We start from the raw sequence: 16,842 nt of genomic DNA, 5'->3' as shown, positions 1-16,842 counted from the left end.
TCACGCGCCGACCGAACGGCCGTGCCGTCATCCCGTTTCCGCGATCCGACGCGGGCGTCGGCTCGCGGCACGGCGGCGCGTCGGACGACCTGTCGTCGCCCGATCGAAGTCCGCCCCCGTGGCGTGCGTCGGCAACGCTAGGAGTGCCATCGAGGCAGTGTCAATGGTCTATACCAAACCGACTATTGGTCCAGACCTCGAATCAAGCGGAACGGAAGGGACCGGCCCGGATACCAACCGGGTGTTAACGATCGGGATGGTCGAACAGGCAGTCGGGCAACGGGATTCGGGGGTGTCGAGTCGAGCCGGGCGCGGCTTTGCGCATCCGGGCCGGGCTCCGCGCATTCGGGATCGACCGCGCGGATCCTGGGTCGGCTCGGATCTGGGATCGAGGAGGCGGATCCGGGCCCGACTCAGCCGCGAAGCAGGTCGATCAGCCCCGTCCCGCTCTCGTGCCCGTGCCCGTCGGCGACCCGACGCTCCATCAGGGCCAGATAGGGCAGCAGCAGTTCGGGACTGACCCCCTGCTCGGCGGCGGTACGCAGGAGGGTCGGCGCGCCCGCGAGTTGCATCGTGAGCGGGGAGGCCACCCCCGACACGTAGTCGCCGGCCGCCAGTTGGGCCGCCGTGCGGTGCGCCGTGGATGCCATCGCGGTCAGCCATTCGGCCAGCAGCGGGGCGAAGGCGGTCGGTGCGATCGCCTCGTCGCGCACCAGTGCGAAGGCGTGGGTGATGCCGCCGAACATCCCGGTCATCGCGCTGAGCAGGGCCACGTCGTACAGCGCGGCGAAACCGGCGTCGGCGCCCACGTAGCGGCCGGCCGCCGGCACGGCCAGGGTGTCGCCGTGGGTGTCGAAGACCTCCCGGGAGCCGCTGTAGAAGACGTAGCCGCCGGCCCCGGGTACGCCGATCATCGGCGGGATCGCCATCACCCCGCCCGCCAGGAAGCGGGCCCCACGCTCGGCGGCCCGGGCGGCGGCGGTGCGGGCCTCGGCGGGGGTGGTCGTGGTGAGGTCGACCAGGTCCCGACCGGCGAGGTCGACACCGACCAGGGTCTCCTCGACCGCGGCGTGGTCGAGCAGGCACACCACGACCAACTCGGCCGCGGCCACCGCCTCGGCGGCGCTCGCGGCGACGGTCGCGCCTGCGGCGGCGAACGGCGCGGCCCGACCCGGGGTGCGGTTCCAGACGGTCGGTGGGTGCCCGGCGGCGAGCCAGGCGCGGGCCAGTGCGCCGCCCATGGCGCCCAGGCCGAGTACGGCGAGCGGGGGCTTGGGGGTGGATGCGGGCATGGTGGGATCGGTCGTTCGGGTGTCGGGTTCCATGCCGATTAGGCTGGTCACCGGCGTCCGGGCGGACAAGTACGCACTTGTAAGTGGGTACTCGCGCGACCCCGGCCGCCGGTACGGCCCGAGCGGCACCGCAGCGGGGGCGGAACGTGGGCGGCACGTGGGCGGTGCACGGGCGACGAGCGGGCGGAGGACGGACATGACGGGCACGGGAACGGGAACTGGCACGGGCAGGAGCAGGGGCAGGCCGGGGGCGTACGTCTGCGGGATCGACGCGGCCATGGGGGTGGTCGGCGGGAAGTGGAAGGTGCTCATCCTGTGGGCGCTGAACGAGCACCCGTGCCGCTTCGGCGAGCTGCGCCGGTTGGTACCCGGGATCACCGAGAAGGTACTGGCCTCGCATCTGCGGGAGTTGGAACTGGACGGCATCGTGCATCGTGAGCAGTTCGACGAACTGCCGTTGCGGGTCGAGTATTCGCTCACTCCGCTGGGCACGTCGCTGAACGAGGCACTGCGACCGCTCGGCGCGTGGGGGCGGGCGAACCTCCTGGGCGACACGTCCGGGTACAGCGCCGACACGGACCGGTTGATCACCCTGTCCGTGGTCGCCGATCGCACCGAACTCACCGACCGGGAATGGGCGTTGCTCGCACCGCTCTGGCCGGCGTCCGGGTCTTTTGCCGACCGGGGGCCGGGTCTGCGACAGGTCGTCGACGGTGTGCTGTACCGGATGCGGACCGGTGTGCGCTGGGCCGACCTGCCGCCCCGGTTCGGGCCGTGGCGGACGGTCGCCGCGTGCCGGCGCCGCTGGGTTGCCGACGGCACGTGGGCGGCGGCCGTCCGGGTATTGCAGGACCGCCTTCAGACGGCCGGCGGGGACGACGCGGAGGTGCTGCGCGGTCTGATCGGCCGGCTGGGCGAGGTGGCCCGCCAACCGCGACCGCTGGTCGTCGGCCCGAGCTGACGCCGGCGTCCGTCAGCCCTGGCCCATCGTGTGGTGGGTGAAGACACGGTCACGGGCGGTGGCGACGGCCGTGGCCACCGCGCCGAGCAGGACCGCCTCCTCGCCGAGGCCGCTCGCGGCCACCCGCGGGCGCAGCGGGGTCAACTCGTGCAGTTCGGCGGTCATCGGGCCGAGCAGCAGGTCCGCGTTGGCGCCGATCCCGCCGCCGAGGACCACCAGTTCCGGATCGAGCACGGCGGCGACCGAGGCCACCACGTGGGCGAGCCGCTGCGCCTCGTGCCGGACCGCGCTCGCGGCCGGCTCCTCCGCGCGGCGGGCGGCGTCGAAGACGGCCTTCGCGGTGAGCGGCCCGGTCATCCCCAGCGCCCGCGCGCCGCGCACGACCGCGTCGGCGGACACCGCGTCCTCCAGCATGCCGCGTCGCGGCACCGGGCCGCTCGCGCCGTGCCCGACCCGGTCCGACGGGCGCGGGGACAGCGGCAGGAAGCCGATCTCGCCCGCCGCGCCACCCGCGCCCGGGAACAGCCGCCCGTCGGCGACGATGCCCATGCCCAGGCCGGTGCCGACGGTGACGTACACGAACAGCGGGCAGCCCGCGCCGGCACCGCCGTGGTATTCGCCGAGCGCGGCCAGGTTGGCGTCGTTGACGATGTCCACGGTGGTGCCCAGCGCCGCCTCCATCCGGCCGCGCAGGCCCGGGCGGCCCCATCCGGGCAGGTTGACCGCGTACCGGATCCGGTCGGCCGCGCGGTCGTACACGCCCGGGCAGCCGATCACGGTGTGCACCACGGCGGTCGGCTCCAGACCGGCGTCGGCGACCACGGTCTGCGCCAGGTCGGTGGCGGTGGCCAGCATGGTGGCCGAGGTACGGGCCCGGTTGTGCCGGTCCTGCCGGGCCAGCAGCCGGCCGTCCAGGTCGGCGACCGCGACCCGGATCCAGGACCGCCCGACGTCGATCCCCACCACGTAGCCCGCCGTCGGATCGGGCTCGTACAGCAGCGCGGCCCGGCCCCGCGCGCCGGTTTCCAGGCCCACCGGTCGCACCAGCCCCGCGCGTTCCAGCGCCTCCAGGGCGGTGGACACCGTCGGTTTGGACAGGCCGGTGTCGCGGGCGAGTTGGGCGCGCGAGATGGGCGCGGCGGCGCGGACCCGATCCAGGAGTACCCGCTCGTTGTGACTGCGCAGTACGCCCCGGTTCCAGTGCGCCACGGCGGGCGCGTCGGGTTCCGGCGGGATACCTCCTGGGGTCATCGGCTCTCCGTCAGCGGCATCGAAGGTAGTCGCGCCACTGTAACCGCCACGGAAGGGCAAAGATGTGGCCTCGATCCCCGGGCGCTCTTGACGAGGATTAGTTAAGGAATTTTACTTAACAAACCGACGGCCCCGAGCACTCGGCCGCTGTCCGAAGTCCCTTTCTCCGCACCATCGTTCCGACCCCCGGCGTTCCCCCGGGGGTACCCCTCTGCAGGAGGTCCACGATGAGCGCCGGCCCGAGAACGACCACGCCGGACGGCGGATTCGTCCGCCGGATCGGCCTGTTCCAGGCGACCGCGATCAACATGAGCCAGATGTGCGGCATCGGACCGTTCGTCACGATTCCGCTGATGGTCGGCACCTTCGGCGGTCCGCAGGCCATCCTCGGCTTCCTCGCCGGCGCGCTGCTCGCCCTCGCCGACGGCCTGATCTGGGCCGAACTCGGCGCCGCGATGCCGGGCGCGGGCGGCACGTACATCTATCTGCGCGAGGCGTTCCAATACCGCACGGGTCGGCTGATGCCGTTCCTGTTCGTCTGGACGGCCATCCTGTTCATCCCGCTGATCATGTCCACCGGCGTGCTGGGCATGGTGCAGTACCTGCAATACCTGTGGCCCTCGATGTCGCAGACCGAGGGCGACGTCGTCGGCGTCGGTGTGGTGGTGCTCGTGGTGCTGCTGCTGTGGCGCCGGATCGAGTCGATCGGGCTGCTCAGCACCATCATGTGGGTGGTCATGCTGATCAGCGTGGGTGCGGTGATCATCGCGTGCTACACCAACTTCGACGCCGACCTGGCCTTCACCTACCCCGACGGCGCGTTCGACATGGGCACCACGGCCTTCTGGCTGGCGTTCGTCGGCGGCCTGAACATCGGCATCTACGACTACCTCGGGTACAACACCACCGCCTACCTCGGCGCCGAGATCAAGAACCCCGGCCGGGTACTGCCGCGTTCGATCGTCTACTCGATCGTGGGCATCATGGGGATCTACCTGATCATGCAGATCGGCGTACTGGGGGTGACCGACACCGACACCATCTCCGGTTCCTCGTCGATCGGTTCGCTGGTCCTGGAGAAGGCGTGGGGCAAGGGCGCGGCACAGACCGTGACCGTGCTGATCCTGATCACCGCCTTCGCGTCGGTGTTCGCCGGCCTGCTCGGCGGTTCCCGGGTGCCCTTCGACGCGGCCCGTGACCGGGTGTTCTTCAAGCAGTTCGCCCGGCTGCACCCGCGCCACCGGTTCCCGACCGTGGGCCTGGTCACCATGGGCGTGGTGACCGCGGCCGGTTTCCTGATCGGAAACCACACCGACTTCAACACGATCATCGTGCTGCTGACCGCGGTGATGGTGATCGTTCAGGCGGTGTCCCAGGTCGCCGCGCTGATCGTGCTGCGCCGCCGGCAACCCGGGCTGCGTCGGCCCTACCGGATGTGGCTCTACCCGGTACCGGCCGTGGTCTCCTTGGTCGGTTGGATAGCGATCTTCTGCTACGCGGACAAGAATTCGCCCGACCGGCATCCGATCGAGTGGTCGCTGGCGTGGGTGGCGCTGGGGTGTCTGGCGTTCCTGATCTGGGCGAAGGTGGAGCGGACCTGGCCGTTCGGGCCGAGGGAGATCGACGAGGTGTACTTGAACCGGAACGAGGCGGATGTGGACGGCAAGGTCGATGGTGAGCCGGCACCGGCCGGTGCGGCGGCGAGCGAGGTCGGGCCGGGTGGAGCCGGTGCGGCCGGCGGCGGCGTCGCGGAGCCCGCATGAAGGCGGTCGGCGGTGATCGAAATCCCGCTGCCGCCGAGGGATTCGGCGCTCCGGAAGCTCCCGCCGCCCTTCCCGCGCCGGAGCGGGTGTTCGCCCGCTTCGGCGCGGGGGTGGGGGAGTCGTTCGTGTGTGGCATTGACTTCGGTGGCACCAAGATCGCGGTGGCGACCGCGCGGCCGGACGGCACGGTGCTGGCCGGCGAACGGCTGGAAACCGACGCCCGCGAGGGCGCCGAGCAGGCGGTGCGGCGTGCGATGCACGCGGCGCGCGACCTGGTCGCACGGACCGCGGCCGATACCGGCGGGCACTGCTCGGCGGTGGGCGCGGTCAGCCCCGGAATCGTGCTGCCCGACCGGGTGTTGCTCGCGCCCAACGTGCCCGGTTGGCAGGATCTGGCGCTCGCGGCCACCTTGGCCGAGGGTTTCGACCTGGACCCCGAGCGGGTAGCGGTCGGCAACGACGGAAAGGCGGCGGCGCTGGCCGAGTCCCGCTGGGGCGCGCTGCGCGGCGCGGATCCGGCGATCCTGCTCACCCTCGGCACCGGGATCGCCGCGGCGATCGTGCTCGGCGGGCGGGTCCTGGCCGGGGCGAACGGCGCGGCGGGCGAGATCGGTTACCTGCTTCGAGATCGCGCGGACGTCGGATTCGGCGCCGGGCGCGCGCCGTTGGAGGAGCACACCGCCGGCAGCGGCCTGGGCAGGCGCGGCGGCGAACTGCTCGGCCGTGAGGTGGACGCCGCCGCGCTGTTCACCGACCCGGATCCGCGCGTACGGGCCCTGGTCGACGAGGCGCTGGACGAACTCGCGGTCCACATCGCGAATCTGGCGATCACGATCGACGCCGAACGCATCGCGATCACCGGCGGCCTGATGCGTTCCGCGCCGCGTGTGCTGGCCGCGCTGCGCGCCCGGATCCGCACCGCCGTGCCCTTCCCGCCGGTGGTCGTCCCGGCCCGCTTCCTCCAGGACGCCTCCCTGCGGGGCGCCCTCTCGCTCGCCGCCGAATTGCCCCGCCTGCCGACGGCCACCGCCGGGGCGACCTCCAATGCCGGGCGACCGTAAGGGGTCGCCTCGGCTCGATACGTGCTCGACGTGCCCGGAATCGGCCCGAACGACGGGGGAATTGCGGACCGGATCGGTCCGGCACGCGGGCCGGGAGCGCACCGAGTGCGCTCGCAATCCGCCCGGTACCCGTTCCGAATGCGCCCGGACTGCATTCGGAACGTGTACCGGGTTCGCCTGCCCCAATTCGACACCGGATCCGAATTCGGGCGCGGCACGCGCGATATGCGCGTCGGAATTCGTCCCCACCCGGACAACGACCGCTCCGAATTCGCCCCGGCGGGTGTGCGATTGCGGCCGACGCCGGGCGACTTCCGCCGGCTCCCGACAACGCGCGCCGCACGCCGGCGTTCGCATCCCGATCGAAATGATCGACCGATAAGACCCTTTCGTCTTGACAAGATGTGCACCCCACCCGCACCATGCACACGCATACGCGCGCCATGGTCACCGCCTGTGTGCGCAACGGTCGGCGTGTGGCGGCCCATTCGGTGTGCGGGGGTAGGTGCGGATGGCCATCACGGTGGGCGACTACCTGATCGACGAAACGATGCACGACCGGGTCGAGGACCCGCGTACGCTGCCCGACCTGTTCGCCGAGGCCGCCGCCGCGTGGGCCGACGCACCCGCGGTGTCCGACGGGGAACACACCCGGACCTGGCGCGAATGGCGGGCCGAGTCACACGCGTTGGCCGCCGGACTCCAGGACCTCGGCGTGCGCCCCGGCGACCCCGTGGCGGTACGGCTGGCCAACTCCTGGGAGTTCCTGCTCGCGCATGTCGCGATCGCCGACCTGGGTGCGGTGATGGTGCCGCTGCATCTGGCCCTGGGCCCGCGCGAACAGCGGTCGTTACTGGAACGGGTGACGCCCCGGGTCCTCGTGCTGCCGGCCGCGTGGCACGGTCGGGACGAACTCGGTGACGCACGTCGAATATCGGCGGGACTGGCCGTCCCCACCCGCCTGTTGGTGACCGGTGAGGTCACCGAAACGCCCGACGTGCGATCGTTCGCGGGGCTGCTGCGCGCATACGCCGGCCGCCGACCACGCCCGGTTCCGGTGCGCCCGGAGCAGCCGTTCGTCCTGCTGCCCTCCTCCGGAACCACCTCCACCCGGCCCAAACTCTGCCTGCACAGCCATGCCGGGCTGCTCGCGAACGCCGCGACGGTGGCCCGGGAGGGGCGGATCCGGGCGGACGACACGATCGTCAGCGCAAGTGCGTTCACCCACCTGTTCGGCCTGTTGTCGGTCCACCTGTCGGTGCTGGTCGGCCATCGTCAGGCGCTGCTCCCCGCCTGGGACGTCGAGACCTTCGCCGATCTGGCCGCCCGGGTCGACGCCACCGTGCTGTTCGCCGTCCCGGCACAACTGCGCGACGTGGTGGGCCGGACCGGGACACACCCACCGATCCGGCTGCGCGAGGTCCGCACCGGCGGCGCCGCCGTGCCGGGCCGGCTGGTCGCGGAACTGCGCCGCGTCGCCGGGGCCCGCACGATCGTCCAGTGGGGCATGTCCGAACTCGGGGCCGGCACGTACACCCTCCCGGACGATCCACCCGAGGTTGCCGCGCGCAGCATCGGCCGCCCGATACAGGACGCCCGGGTACGGGTGCTGGACGAGAGCGGTGCGCCGTGCGTGCCCGGCGAGGTGGGCGAACTCCAGTACCGGGGGCCGCATGTGTTCCGGGGCTACCTCGGCGACCCGGAACTCACCCGCGCGGCGATGACCGCCGACGGCTGGTTGCGTACCGGGGACCGGGCCGCGCTCGCCGAGGACGGCACCGTGGTCTTCCACGGCCGGCACGCCGAGTCGATCAACGTCGGCGGGCTGAAGTTCGGCGCCGCCGAGGTCGAGGCGGTGCTCGACGAATTGCCGCAGTTCGCCACCGTCGCGATCGGCGCGCGCCCGGACGCCCGGCTGGGCGAATACCCCTGCGCGGTCGCCGCGTTGCGCCCGGGCGCCACGATCGACCTGGACGGGATCCGGGCGCACCTGGCCCGCCGGGAAGTCGCCGAGTACAAGTGGCCGTTGGCGCTGATCGTGGTCGATGAGGTGCCGGTCACCCCGACCGGCAAGATCGCGCGCGGCCGGCTGGCGGAGCTGCTGGCGAGCCGGACGGGGGCCACCGACCCGGACCGGCCGATCGCGGCGGTGGCCGATCCGGAACACCCGGCCGACTCGGGCGACTTGACCGACTCGATGGAGCCCGCTCATTCAGTCGGTCCAGCCGACCCGCCCGACTCGGTCGGCCCTACCGATTCGGTCGGCCCAACCGACCCCGCGACTCGGGCGCCGCGATCAGCCGACGCGCTCGCCCTGGTCCTCGACCTCACCACGGACGCGGTCGATGCCGACCCGGCCGAACCCATCGCGCCCGACGCCACGTTCGGCTCGCTCGGCCTGCATTCGGCGGCTGCGGTGCGGCTGGCCCTGCGGCTGTCGGACGCGGTCGGGATCCCGCTGCCCAGCACGGTGGTCTACGACCACCCGACCCCGCGCGCGCTGGCCCGACACCTGGCCGCCCTCGGCGGCGAGGCACAACCGGACGACACCGCCGGGCCGCAGCCGGCCGCCGCAGACGACGACGAACCCCTGGTGATCGTCGGGATGGGCTGCCGCCTCCCCGGCGGGACCGTTTCCCCGGCCGACCTGTGGCGCGTGCTCGACGAGGGCCGCGACACGATCACCGAATTCCCCACCGATCGCGGCTGGGACGCGGCGCGGCTGTACCACCCCGACCCCGACCACCCGGGCACCTCCTACGTGCGACACGGCGGATTCGTCGCCGACGCCGCCGACTTCGACGCCCGCTTCTTCGGCATCGGCCCCGGCGAGGCTCTGGCCATGGATCCGCAGCAGCGGCTGCTCCTGGAAACCACGTGGGAGGCGCTGGAGCGGGCCGGCATCGACCCCGCGACCCTGCGCGGCACACCCACCGGCGTCTACGTCGGCATGATGGCCGCGGACTACGCGCCGCGCGTCGGCGAGGCCCCGGAGCGCTTCGACGGTCGGCTGCTCACCGGCAACGCCGCGAGTGTGGCGTCCGGCCGGATCGCCTACCAGCTGGGCCTGACCGGTCCCGCGCTCACCGTGGACACCGCCTGCTCGTCGTCGCTGGTCGCCTTGCACCTGGCCGGTCAGGCGCTGCGCCGCCGCGAGTGCACGCTGGCCGTGGTGGGCGGGGTGACCGTGATGGCCGGCCCCGGCTCGTTCGTCGAGTTCAGCCGGCAGCGCGCGCTGGCCGCCGACGGCCGCTGCAAGGCGTTCGCGGCGGCGGCGGACGGCGCCGGCTGGGCCGAGGGCGCGGGCGTACTGATCCTGGAACGACGCTCCGACGCCCGGCGCCTGGGCCATGCCATCCTCGCCGAGTTGCGCGGCTCCGCGGTCAACCAGGACGGCGCGAGCAACGGGCTGACCGCGCCCCACGGCGGCGCCCAGGAGCAGGTGATCCGCCAGGCCCTGGCCGACGCCGGGTTGACCGCCGACCAGGTGGACGCGGTCGAGGCACACGGCACCGGAACCCCCTTGGGCGACCCGATCGAGGCCCGCGCGATCCTGGCCGGTTACGGCACCGGGCGCCGCGCGCCCGCACCGCTGTGGCTGGGCTCGATCAAGTCGAACCTGGGCCATACCCAGGCCGCCGCCGGGATCGCCGGGGTGATCAAGACGGTACTGGCGCTGCGTCACGGCGTACTGCCCCGCACACTCCACGTGGACGCGCCGACCCCCCACGTCGACTGGACGAGCGACACGGTTCGGCTGCTGACCGCCGCGACCCCGTGGCCGAGGTCCCCCGACCGCCCCCGCATCGCGGGTGTATCGGCGTTCGGAATCAGCGGCACCAACGCCCATGTGCTGGTGGCGGAGGCGGACGCGGCCGACGACGCGCCGCACGCACGACCCGCCGCGCCGGGCCGGCCCGTGCCCTGGGTCCTGTCCGCGAAGACCCCGGCAGCGCTGCGGGTAATCGCCGAACGGCTGGCCGATCACCCCACCGTCCGGGCCGACTGCGTGCCGGCCGCCGTCGGCCACACCCTTGCCCGTACCCGGACCGGCTTCGAGCACCGCGCCGTCGTGGTCGCCGACGAACCGGCCGCCTACCGCGCCGCGTTGCGCGCGTTCGCCGCCGGAGAGGACACGCCGGACCTGGTCGGCGGGATCGCCGGGCCGGTCGGCGAGGCCGTGTTCGTGTTCCCCGGCCAGGGGTCGCAGTGGGCCGGCATGGTCGACGGACTGCTCGCCGAGTCATCGGAGTTCGCCCGCTCGATGGCCGCCTGCGATGCGGCCCTGGCCGAACACCTGCACTGGTCCCCGCTCGACGTCCTGCGCGGCGCCGCCGACGGTCCGCCGGCGGACGGGGTCGAGGTGATCCAGGCGGTGTTGTTCGCCACGCAGGTCTCGCTGGCCGAACTCTGGCGCGCGTACGGCGTACGACCCGCCGCCGTGGTCGGACACAGCCAGGGTGAGGTGGCCGCCGCGTACATATGCGGAGCATTGTCGCTCGCCGACGCCGCCCGGGTGGTCGCCGTACGGGCGCGGGTGGTGCGCGAACTCGCGGGTGGCGCGATGGCCTCCGTCGCGCTGTCCGCCGACGAACTCCGGGCCCGCGCGGCGCTTCGGGACGGCCGGGTGAGCATCGCCGCCGTCAATGCGCCGCGTTCGGTGGTACTCGCCGGGGACGCCCCCGAGGTGGACGCGCTGCTGGCCGAACTGCGGGCCGAGGACGTCCGGGTGGCCCGACTCCCCGTCGACTACGCCTCGCACTCGGCACACGTGGCCGAAGCCGAACACCGCCTGCGCGCCGAACTCGCCGGGATCACCCCGCGCGCCGGGCACATCCCGCTCTACTCCACGGTCGACCCCGGCCGGTTGGACACGCGGAGGATGAACGCCGAGTACTGGTACCGCAATCTGCGCCTGCCGGTCGCGTTCGACACCACCGTCGGCAAGCTGCTGGCCGACGGCCACCGCTGCTTCGTCGAACCCAGTCCGCATCCGCTGCTCACCCACGCCGTACACGAGAGCGCGGAGGCGGCCGGACGGGACGTGGTGGCCGTGGGCAGCCTGCGCCGAGGCGACGGCGGAATGCGTCGGTTCCTGCTGTCGATGGCCGACGCGTACGTCCAGGGTGTGTCCGTCGATTGGCGATCGGTCTGCCCCGGGCAGGCGCGGGACCTGGTCGAGTTGCCCACCTACCCGTTCCGGCGGGAGCGGTACTGGTTGCCCGACACGTCCACGCCCGCCGGCCCGCTGCCGCCCACGCCCGACCGACCCGCCGACGCCGACACCGCCGAAACCGCCGACCGTATTCGCGCCCTCCCGGAAGCCGAGGGCCGGATCGCCGTGTCGGACCTGGTCCGGCGGATCGCCGCCGACGTGATCGGATATCCCGACGCCGACGAGATCCCGGCCGATCGTGCCTTCCAGGAACACGGGTTCGACTCGCTCGCCGCAGCCCGCCTGCGCCGCCGGCTGACCGATCTGCTCGGTGTCCGGCTGCCTGCCGCAGTCGTGTTCGACCTCCCCACCCCGACCCGACTCGCCGGCTACGTCTGGACCCGGGTCGTGGCCGCCGCTCCGCCTGCCGTGGCCTCCGCCGAACTGCCGGACGGGCTGGACGGGTTGGTGCGCCGAGCGTGCGCGGACGGACAGGCTGCCGTCGCCCTTGACATCCTCGCGAGCGCTTCGCGACTGCGACCCGCCTTCGACGCCTTTGGCGCGCCCGCGCACGCCTCGATCGGCCGCACCCGGGCCCGGGGCGAGGCGCACCCGGAACTGATCTGGCTGCCCTCGGTGTTGCCGATGAGCGGGCCGCACGAGTACGCCCGCCTCGTGGCCCACTGGGCCGGCGTGCGTACCGTCCACGTCCTGTCCCAACCGGGCTTCCTGGCCGGCGAACCGCTGCCGCGCGACCTGGACGCCCTCGTCGCGGCACACGTCGCCGGTTTGGAACGCCGCGACGGTTCGGCGCCGTTCGTGGTGTGCGGCCACTCCTCCGGCGGGCTGATCGCCCACGCGGTGGCGGGCCGCCTGGAGGCGCTCGGCCGGCAGGCCGCGGGGGTGGTCCTGCTCGACACCTCGCGACCGGATCCCGACCTCCTCGCCACGGCGCTGCCGACGATCCTTGCCGCGCCCCGGGCCGGGTCCGGGACGGAAGCCGGCCCCGGGACCGACGCCCGCTCCGAGGCCGCCGACCCGATCGACGCCGGCCCGACCCGGCTCACCGCGACCGGCGCCTACCTCCGCATCCTGACCACCCGGCAACCGGAGCCGATCGGCACGCCCACGCTGCTGCTCCGGGCCGAACGACCGCTCGTCGGGGCCGCCGACTGGGCGCTTCCGCACACCCGCGTGGACGTGCCCGGCGACCACTTCTCGGTGCTCGACGCGCATTCCGCACCGGTGGTCGCGGCGGTCGAATCCTGGCTGCTCCGGCTCCCGTTCGACGCGGCAGATCGGTGACCACCCCCGTCCGCACCCCGTCCGCCCGTCGTACCACCGCACCGCCGGCTCCCGGCGTCGTGCGGCCACCCCTTGTGTCAGGAGCCACCCGGATGACCGAGCCCACCCGGCGAACAGCCGTGGGACACGCCCCCGTTCCGCCCACCGAGCCCGCCTTCCCCGACCCCGCCAAGTTGTTCGCCGACGTGCTCTTCGATCCGCCGGCGGGGCCCGACGCGGCGATCGCCGGGCCGGTCCGGGACGCGCTGACCTATCGTCGGGTGCGGTGGCTGCACGAGCGCATATCCGGCGAGGATCCGCTCCTGCGCCATCCCGCGTACCTGCGCGAACTGCTCGAACTCGCCGCGATGGTCGACCCGAGCGTGTTCCACGTGATGTTCCTGCACCACTGCATGACCCTTGGCCCCGCGCTGGACTTCGGGGCGAGCCCCCGGGACATCGCCGAACTGGCCCTCGGCCCCTCGATCGGCGCCGCGCTGATGACCGAGGTGGGCCGGGGCAACAGCTCCGCCGGCATCCGCACCGAGGCGGTCTGGGACCCGGCCGGCGAGGCGTTCGACCTGCACACCCCGGACGCCGAGGCGAGCAAGTACCCGCCCAACGTGGGCCTTTCCGGTGTGCCCCGAGTGGCGGTCGTCGGCGCGCGGATCGTGGTGGACGGCATCGGCCGGGGCACCGGGCTGTTCCTGGTGCCGCTGCGGGACGAGGTCGGCCCGTGCCCGGGGGTGGTGATCACGCCGCGACCGCCGACCGGTCTGTTGCCGCTGGACTACGCGGCCGTACGCTTCGAGCACGTTCGGGTTCCCGCCGACCGCTGGTTGCGCGACGGGGCCACGATCACCGCACCGGAGGGCCATCAGGACCCGCTCGACCCGGCGGCCCGCAGCCGGCGCAGCCAGGGCCAGAGCAGGTTCGCGTGGGGAGCGATCGCGACCGGGATGGCCGCCGTCACGCGCGCCGCGACCGCGATCGCCCTTGCCCATGCCCACCGGCGCCGCACGGTCGGCCGCTTCGATCCGGAAACCCCCGCGCTGGCCCACCGCAACCAGCAGCGCGCACTGTTCGGCGCCCACGCGGCGGCCTTGACCGCGACGGTGCTGGCCCGCCGGGCGACCGACCTGTGCTGGCGGTTGCCGGTGCACCGGGGGGCCGATCGGGGTCTGCCCCCGGCCACGATGCGCACCGCCTCGCTGCTCAAGGTGACCACCGATCGACTCGCCGAACAGGCCGTGTCGCGCTGTCGGCGGGCGTGCGGCGCGTTCGGCTTCTTCGCGGAGAACCGGCTGATCGACTACCAGGGCCTGGCGATGGCCTTCAACGCGGCGGGCGGCGACAACCAGTTGATCCTCCTCGACGCGGGCTGGTCGATGGCGACCGGCGTCGACTACGAGCCCCCGGCCGCGCCCGACGCACCCCACGACCCCGACGCCCCGGGCCCCTCCACCGCGCCCCTCGAACGCGGCGGCTGGGCGGGCCTGTTCCGCGCCCGCGAGCGACTTCTGCACGAAGAACTCGTCGAGCGGCTGCGGATCGGCGCCGAGCGAGGGACCGACCCCTTCGTCCTGCGCAACGACTGCGCCGATGCCGCCGAGCGCCTGGGCGAGGCGTACGCGGCGCGGATCACCGTCGAGGCGCTGATCCACGACGCCCGCCCGATGTTCGGGCACCGGGTGGCCGAGCCGGTGCTCGACGACCTGTGCCTGGTCCGGGTCCTGGAGGAAGTCGCGGCGCACGACGGCCGGCTCCTGGCCGCCGGTCTGCTCACCGCCGACGAGGTACGCACCCTGTCGGCCCGCATCGACGCCGCGTGCGCCCGACTGGCGCCGCACGCCCGGGCGTTGGTCGACCTGCTGGACGTACCGCCGGGCCTGGTCCGGGGCGCCCTGGCCGGGGACGACCCGATCGGCGACCTGACGACGTGACGCCCCGCCGCCCCCGGATCGGCCTCTCCGGGCACCCCTCTGACTCCTCATACCTCCACAGGGCGCCCCGCCCCGACCCGCGCACCCCCGCCGGGCCGTTCGGGACGCGCGCGCACCACCCCTCGGACCACGGACAAACGGAGCTTCGATGAACCCTGCACCTTCGACGGCCGTCCCGACCGGGATCGCCCCCGAGCACCTGTCCGATCCGGACGCCGACCGTATCCGCGCGTTGATCGACCACGTGTGCGGACACGGCGCGGCGGACATTCTCCGCGCCGCGCTGCCGCCGGGAGTTCCCGACGCGGTCGTGGACATGGTGTCCCGGCACTGCCGCTTCGACCACGCCGCGCTGCTCGTCTTCCCGGAGCGGCTCGGCGACCTGCTCGACCGACTGCCGCACTGGGGATTACGGACCACCGAGGTCGTGCCCAGCACCGTCGTTCGCGACCGCATCGCCGAACGCCTGGGCCTGCGCGCGGATTCGGTCGAGGTACACATCGTGCGATGCTCGCTGCCCGGCGACGGGGTCGCCGCCTGCGAGGGCCGCAACCTCGAACTGTTCGCCGTGGCACCGGTCCCGGGAGCCGACTTCGCCCGACTACGGGCCGAGGAGCGCGCCCGCAACGGCGAGACACACTTCGCCTTCCGCGTGGTCGAGCCGACCCCGGTCACCCTCCTGGATCTGCACGACCTGCTGGTGTCCCGGGACGAGGTGCTGCGGGACGGCGGCGGCTTCAATCCGCACGAGGACACCTTCGTGCTGTACTTCCGCAGCACCGGCGAACCGGCCTCGGACCGCTGGCCGCGCCGCCTGGAGATCCTGGCCACCGGTTCGTATCCCGAGGTACTGCGGCGCCATGCGGCTCCGAACCCGGCGGCCGGTCGAGTCGGTTCGCCGGTGCACGAGGATCCGCCGGGCGAGGACCCGATCCGGGAGATGTTGCACCTGGTCACCGGCGCGTGGGTGACCCAGGCGATCGGTGTCGCGGCGCGGCTGGGCCTGGCCGACCACCTCGGCGACGGGTCCCGGTCGGTGGCCGCGCTGGCCGAGGCGGCGGGCGCCGAACCGGACCGCCTGGGGCGGCTGTTGCGCCTGCTGGCCGGGCACGGGGTGTTCCGGGCCGAGGCGGACGGGCACTATCGGCTCACCGAGCGCGGTGCGCTGCTGCGCACCGATCGGGACGGATCGTTGGCCGCGCTGGCGGACCTGTACAGCGGTCTGTTCTTCACGTCGTATCTCGGGCTGGAGCACACGGTGCGCACCGGCGAGGACGCGTTCACCCGGGTGCACGGCCGCGAGTCGTTCGAATATTTCGCGGAACACCCGGACGACGCCCGGCTGTTTCGGGAGGCGATGGCGTTCGGCACGATCGTCTTCGACGCGGTGCCGGCCGCCCTGGATCTGCCGCCGGCCGCGACGGTGGTCGATGTCGGGGGCGGCGACGGGGAGTTGCTGCTACGCGTGTTGCGCGAGCATCCGACCGCACGCGGGGTGCTCTTCGAGCGGGGGCATGTGGTCGACGCCGCCCGGGAGTTGCTCGCCGCATCGGCCGCCAAGGACCGGTGCGACCCGGTGGTCGGCGACTTCTTCGTCGATCCGCTGCCCGGCGGCGGAGACGTGTACCTGCTGGCCCGGATCCTGCACGACTGGGCGGACGCCGAGTGCCTGGTCGTGTTGCGGGCCCTGGCCCGGGCGATGCCGGTCGACGCACGCCTGGCGATCGTCGAACGGCCGATCGTCGAGGCGGGCGAATCGGTGTTGCCGCTGCGCTTCGACATCCAGATGATGACCAACGCCCGAGGTCGCGAGCGCACGGTGGCGGAGTACCGCGCGTTGCTGGCCGAGGGCGGCTTCGAACTGCTCGACCTGCGACCGCTGCCGCTGGACATGGCGGTACTCACCGCGCGACCGCGCCCCACGCAGGAGTAGGCACCGGACGCGCACGTAGACACCGGGCACACGTGCGGGCACCGGGCACACGTGGGCACCGGACATGCGGCGGCGGGGGGGGCCCCCCCCCCCCGGGGGGGGGGGGGCCCCGCCCCCCCCCGCCCGCCCCCCCCCCGGGGATGTGGTTGGCGCCGGGGGCCCGCGGCGCGGGGGCGCCCGATCATGGGGGGGGGGGCGC

The 16,842-nt window shown here is 73.4% G+C and carries 8 protein-coding genes and 1 pseudogene; 7 read left to right on the top strand and 2 right to left on the bottom strand.

What is annotated here, in order from left to right; all coding sequences use genetic code 11:
- Window positions 1-413: 413 nt before the first annotated feature.
- Window positions 414-1,325 carry an NAD(P)-binding domain-containing protein gene (locus ACFXKZ_RS50290; protein ID WP_380014531.1) on the bottom strand — a complete coding sequence of 304 codons (912 nt, stop codon included), beginning with the start codon at window positions 1,323-1,325 and terminating at the stop codon, window positions 414-416.
- A gap of 163 nt (window positions 1,326-1,488) precedes the next feature.
- Between ACFXKZ_RS50290 and ACFXKZ_RS50285 the strand changes: the two are divergent.
- Both ACFXKZ_RS50285 and ACFXKZ_RS50280 read left to right on the top strand, forming a co-directional pair.
- A pseudogene (locus ACFXKZ_RS50285) lies at window positions 1,489-1,836 on the top strand (winged helix-turn-helix transcriptional regulator); the annotation flags it as partial.
- Window positions 1,837-1,890: 54 nt separating this feature from the next.
- On the top strand, window positions 1,891-2,253 hold the full coding sequence (locus tag ACFXKZ_RS50280) for a transposase (RefSeq protein ID WP_380014588.1): 363 nt from the start codon (window positions 1,891-1,893) through the stop codon (window positions 2,251-2,253).
- 12 nt (window positions 2,254-2,265) lie between these two features.
- On the opposite strand, the gene ACFXKZ_RS50275 is transcribed toward ACFXKZ_RS50280, so the two are convergent.
- Window positions 2,266-3,504 (bottom strand): ROK family protein, encoded by a 1,239-nt coding sequence (locus ACFXKZ_RS50275; protein WP_380014528.1) that lies wholly within the window; start codon window positions 3,502-3,504, stop codon window positions 2,266-2,268.
- 227 nt (window positions 3,505-3,731) lie between these two features.
- On the opposite strand from ACFXKZ_RS50275, the gene ACFXKZ_RS50270 reads away from it, so the two are divergent.
- From ACFXKZ_RS50270 to ACFXKZ_RS50250, 5 genes are all read left to right on the top strand, one after another.
- Window positions 3,732-5,267 (top strand): APC family permease, encoded by a 1,536-nt coding sequence (locus ACFXKZ_RS50270; RefSeq protein ID WP_380014525.1) that lies wholly within the window; start codon window positions 3,732-3,734, stop codon window positions 5,265-5,267.
- Entirely contained in the window at window positions 5,264-6,328 is a 1,065-nt protein-coding gene (locus ACFXKZ_RS50265; protein WP_380014522.1) for an ROK family protein, read from the top strand. The genes ACFXKZ_RS50270 and ACFXKZ_RS50265 overlap by 4 nt, the downstream gene beginning before the upstream one ends.
- A 511-nt stretch (window positions 6,329-6,839) precedes the next feature.
- Complete coding sequence (locus ACFXKZ_RS50260) at window positions 6,840-12,788, top strand: beta-ketoacyl synthase N-terminal-like domain-containing protein (protein WP_380014519.1); 5,949 nt, start codon at window positions 6,840-6,842, stop codon at window positions 12,786-12,788.
- A gap of 92 nt (window positions 12,789-12,880) precedes the next feature.
- Window positions 12,881-14,710, top strand: a complete 1,830-nt coding sequence (locus tag ACFXKZ_RS50255) for an acyl-CoA dehydrogenase (protein WP_380014516.1) — start codon at window positions 12,881-12,883, stop codon at window positions 14,708-14,710.
- A 148-nt stretch (window positions 14,711-14,858) separates the two neighbouring features.
- A complete protein-coding gene (locus tag ACFXKZ_RS50250; RefSeq protein ID WP_380014513.1) occupies window positions 14,859-16,643 on the top strand; it encodes a methyltransferase in 1,785 nt (594 codons plus the stop codon).
- The last annotated feature ends 199 nt before the right edge of the window (window positions 16,644-16,842 follow it).

Origin of the sequence: Embleya sp. NPDC059237 (assembly GCF_042754105.1) — a bacterium.
Lineage (GTDB): Bacteria > Actinomycetota > Actinomycetes > Streptomycetales > Streptomycetaceae > Embleya.
The sequence above is the reverse complement of the archived record's forward strand: the minus strand, read 5'-3'. Positions and strand labels throughout refer to the sequence as shown.

Bases quoted from the DNA above. Each gene is read 5' to 3' on its own strand.
- ACFXKZ_RS50290 (WP_380014531.1), bottom strand. From the start codon at position 1,325: ATGGAACCCGACACCCGAACGACCGATCCCACCATGCCCGCATCCACC.
- ACFXKZ_RS50275 (WP_380014528.1), bottom strand. From the start codon at position 3,504: ATGACCCCAGGAGGTATCCCGCCGGAACCCGACGCGCCCGCCGTGGCG.
- ACFXKZ_RS50270 (WP_380014525.1), top strand. From the start codon at position 3,732: ATGAGCGCCGGCCCGAGAACGACCACGCCGGACGGCGGATTCGTCCGC.
- ACFXKZ_RS50265 (WP_380014522.1), top strand. From the start codon at position 5,264: ATGAAGGCGGTCGGCGGTGATCGAAATCCCGCTGCCGCCGAGGGATTC.
- ACFXKZ_RS50260 (WP_380014519.1), top strand. From the start codon at position 6,840: ATGGCCATCACGGTGGGCGACTACCTGATCGACGAAACGATGCACGAC.
- ACFXKZ_RS50255 (WP_380014516.1), top strand. From the start codon at position 12,881: ATGACCGAGCCCACCCGGCGAACAGCCGTGGGACACGCCCCCGTTCCG.
- ACFXKZ_RS50250 (WP_380014513.1), top strand. From the start codon at position 14,859: ATGAACCCTGCACCTTCGACGGCCGTCCCGACCGGGATCGCCCCCGAG.